Here is a 1893-nt window from a genome sequence, read left to right as displayed (position 1 = left end):
ATGTAGTGTGGACATACAGTGGCGTAAGACCGCTTTGTGATGATGAATCTGACTCGCCACAAGCAATCACTCGTGACTACACACTGGAGCTGGATGCAGAAATGGATCAAGCACCACTGCTATCGATCTTTGGCGGCAAGTTAACGACTTATCGTAAACTCGGTGAAGCGGCACTGAACAAGCTAGAACCTTACCTGAAACACATGGGTGCGCCTTGGACAGCTAACGACACGCTACCGGGTGGTAACTTCAGCTGCAGCCGCGAACAGCTTGCCGCAATGATGCACACTAAATACCCTTGGGCATCAGAAGCACTGCTGCTTCGTTACGTTACCCAATTTGGTACTTACACATGGGGTCTACTTGAAGGCGCTACGTGTGAAGCGGACCTTGGTATCCAGTTCTCAAACGAAGCACACGGTGTTTACCAAGCTGAGATTGATTACTTGATCAACCAAGAGATGGCAATGACAGACGAAGACATCTTATGGCGCAGAACCAAGCTTGGCTTGTACATGAGTGAATCAGAGCAACAAGCATTGTCTGATTACTTAAAAGAGAAGCTACAACGTAAAGTGGTAAGCTTTTCTCAAGTAGGCTAATCCACCAGCCAACAAGCACAGTTCAACAACCTGATTAATAAACAAGCTTAGCGTTCCCCGCGCTAAGCTTTTTATTACCGGGTAATCAAACCACACCCAATCACTTAAGCAAGCACCAATATCTTACAAACAAAAAAACTCCCGAAGGAGTTTTTATTGTCGATATCTAAAAGATGCTGTCCACTAGTTGTTCAAGCGAGCATATAGCGCATCTTTCAGCACAGAACGGTCGTGCTTCAGTTGGTGCATTGAGCCATCATCAATGGGTGAATCTTTCAGCTCAAGTTTACGAATCTCTTTATCAAGGTTGTCGTATGTCTTCATGTCTGTTGCAAAGCCATCATCAGTTTTAGCAAGCTCAGCAATTTTGTCTTTCATTTCAGGAAATTCGTGAACAAGAGAGTGATTTTCACCTAGCATAGAAACCTCTTCAGTTGATTAAAGTGATTGGTATTACACGTTCATTATTAACCTTAGCAAGGGACTCAAATAACAAATGAGATCCAGTACACAGCATAGAATATAGACAATTTAGATTCATAAATTTACAACATCCCCCTACAAAATCGAGGGTGGTAAATTGAATTGTCTCAGTAACGATATACTTTTCCCTCATATTTCATCTTGGTCTCTCCGGTCTACAAGCACAGAGCGTACTTGAATACACCAAAGCGTATCAACATCAGCATTTGTTGATAATCCACAATATAGTCGAATCAGTTTTTAGATTTTAAATAAAACACCCTCACCTGATGGAGAGGGTATTAATGTACTTATTGATAGAGGAGGAACTTTAATCTCAATGTGAGATGATTAATAACCTACTGCTTAGATTCATATAATTTTGTTGGAACTTCGGTTTCACAACGCTCAAGGTCATAATCTTGGGTCGTGCCACTATTACCTTGGAATCTCATTCTAACGATCATGCCTCTATCAACAAACCAACGAAGGTCTTGGCAAGAGAAACGATAGCTCGATTCCAAAATATGTGCAGTTGACCATCGAGAGTTTCCCGGCAGTGACTCAACGTAATAGATCACGCCATTTTCTGTAATCGTCATTCCTTTTATATCGCTTAGATGTTCAATAGCGGTATCAATTGTTTCTTGATCTGCTGTTGGTTGTAACTCTTCAATTGGGACACTCAAACAGCCAGAAAGAGCCGTTGCTGACAGACAAGCCAAAAAAATAGATTTCAATTTCATTTTTATTCTCATTCAATTACATAGCCAAAATAACGCTAGAACGAGATTCCATTCACGAGGAGAATAAATGTGTATTGGTATAT

Annotated in this window: 3 protein-coding genes; 1 reads left to right on the top strand and 2 read right to left on the bottom strand. The window is 41.2% G+C overall.

Annotated elements, in window-relative coordinates; all coding sequences use genetic code 11:
• A partial coding sequence (locus BCT81_RS20370) for a glycerol-3-phosphate dehydrogenase C-terminal domain-containing protein (RefSeq protein ID WP_277869836.1) occupies nt 1–602 on the top strand: 602 nt, incomplete at its 5' end.
• A 183-nt stretch (nt 603–785) separates the two neighbouring features.
• Here the strand turns inward: BCT81_RS20370 and BCT81_RS20365 are convergent.
• Nucleotides 786–1022 (bottom strand): YdcH family protein, encoded by a 237-nt coding sequence (locus BCT81_RS20365; RefSeq protein ID WP_102425619.1) that lies wholly within the window; start codon nt 1020–1022, stop codon nt 786–788.
• Between the two features lie 401 nt (nt 1023–1423).
• Nucleotides 1424–1810 (bottom strand): hypothetical protein, encoded by a 387-nt coding sequence (locus BCT81_RS20360; protein ID WP_008215958.1) that lies wholly within the window; start codon nt 1808–1810, stop codon nt 1424–1426.
• Nucleotides 1811–1893 lie beyond the last annotated feature (83 nt).

Origin of the sequence: Vibrio sp. 10N.261.52.A1 (assembly GCF_002876325.1) — a bacterium.
GTDB classification, from domain to species: Bacteria; Pseudomonadota; Gammaproteobacteria; order Enterobacterales; family Vibrionaceae; genus Vibrio; species Vibrio chagasii.
Note: the sequence above shows the minus strand (reverse complement) of the source record. Positions and strands in the feature narration are given on the sequence as shown.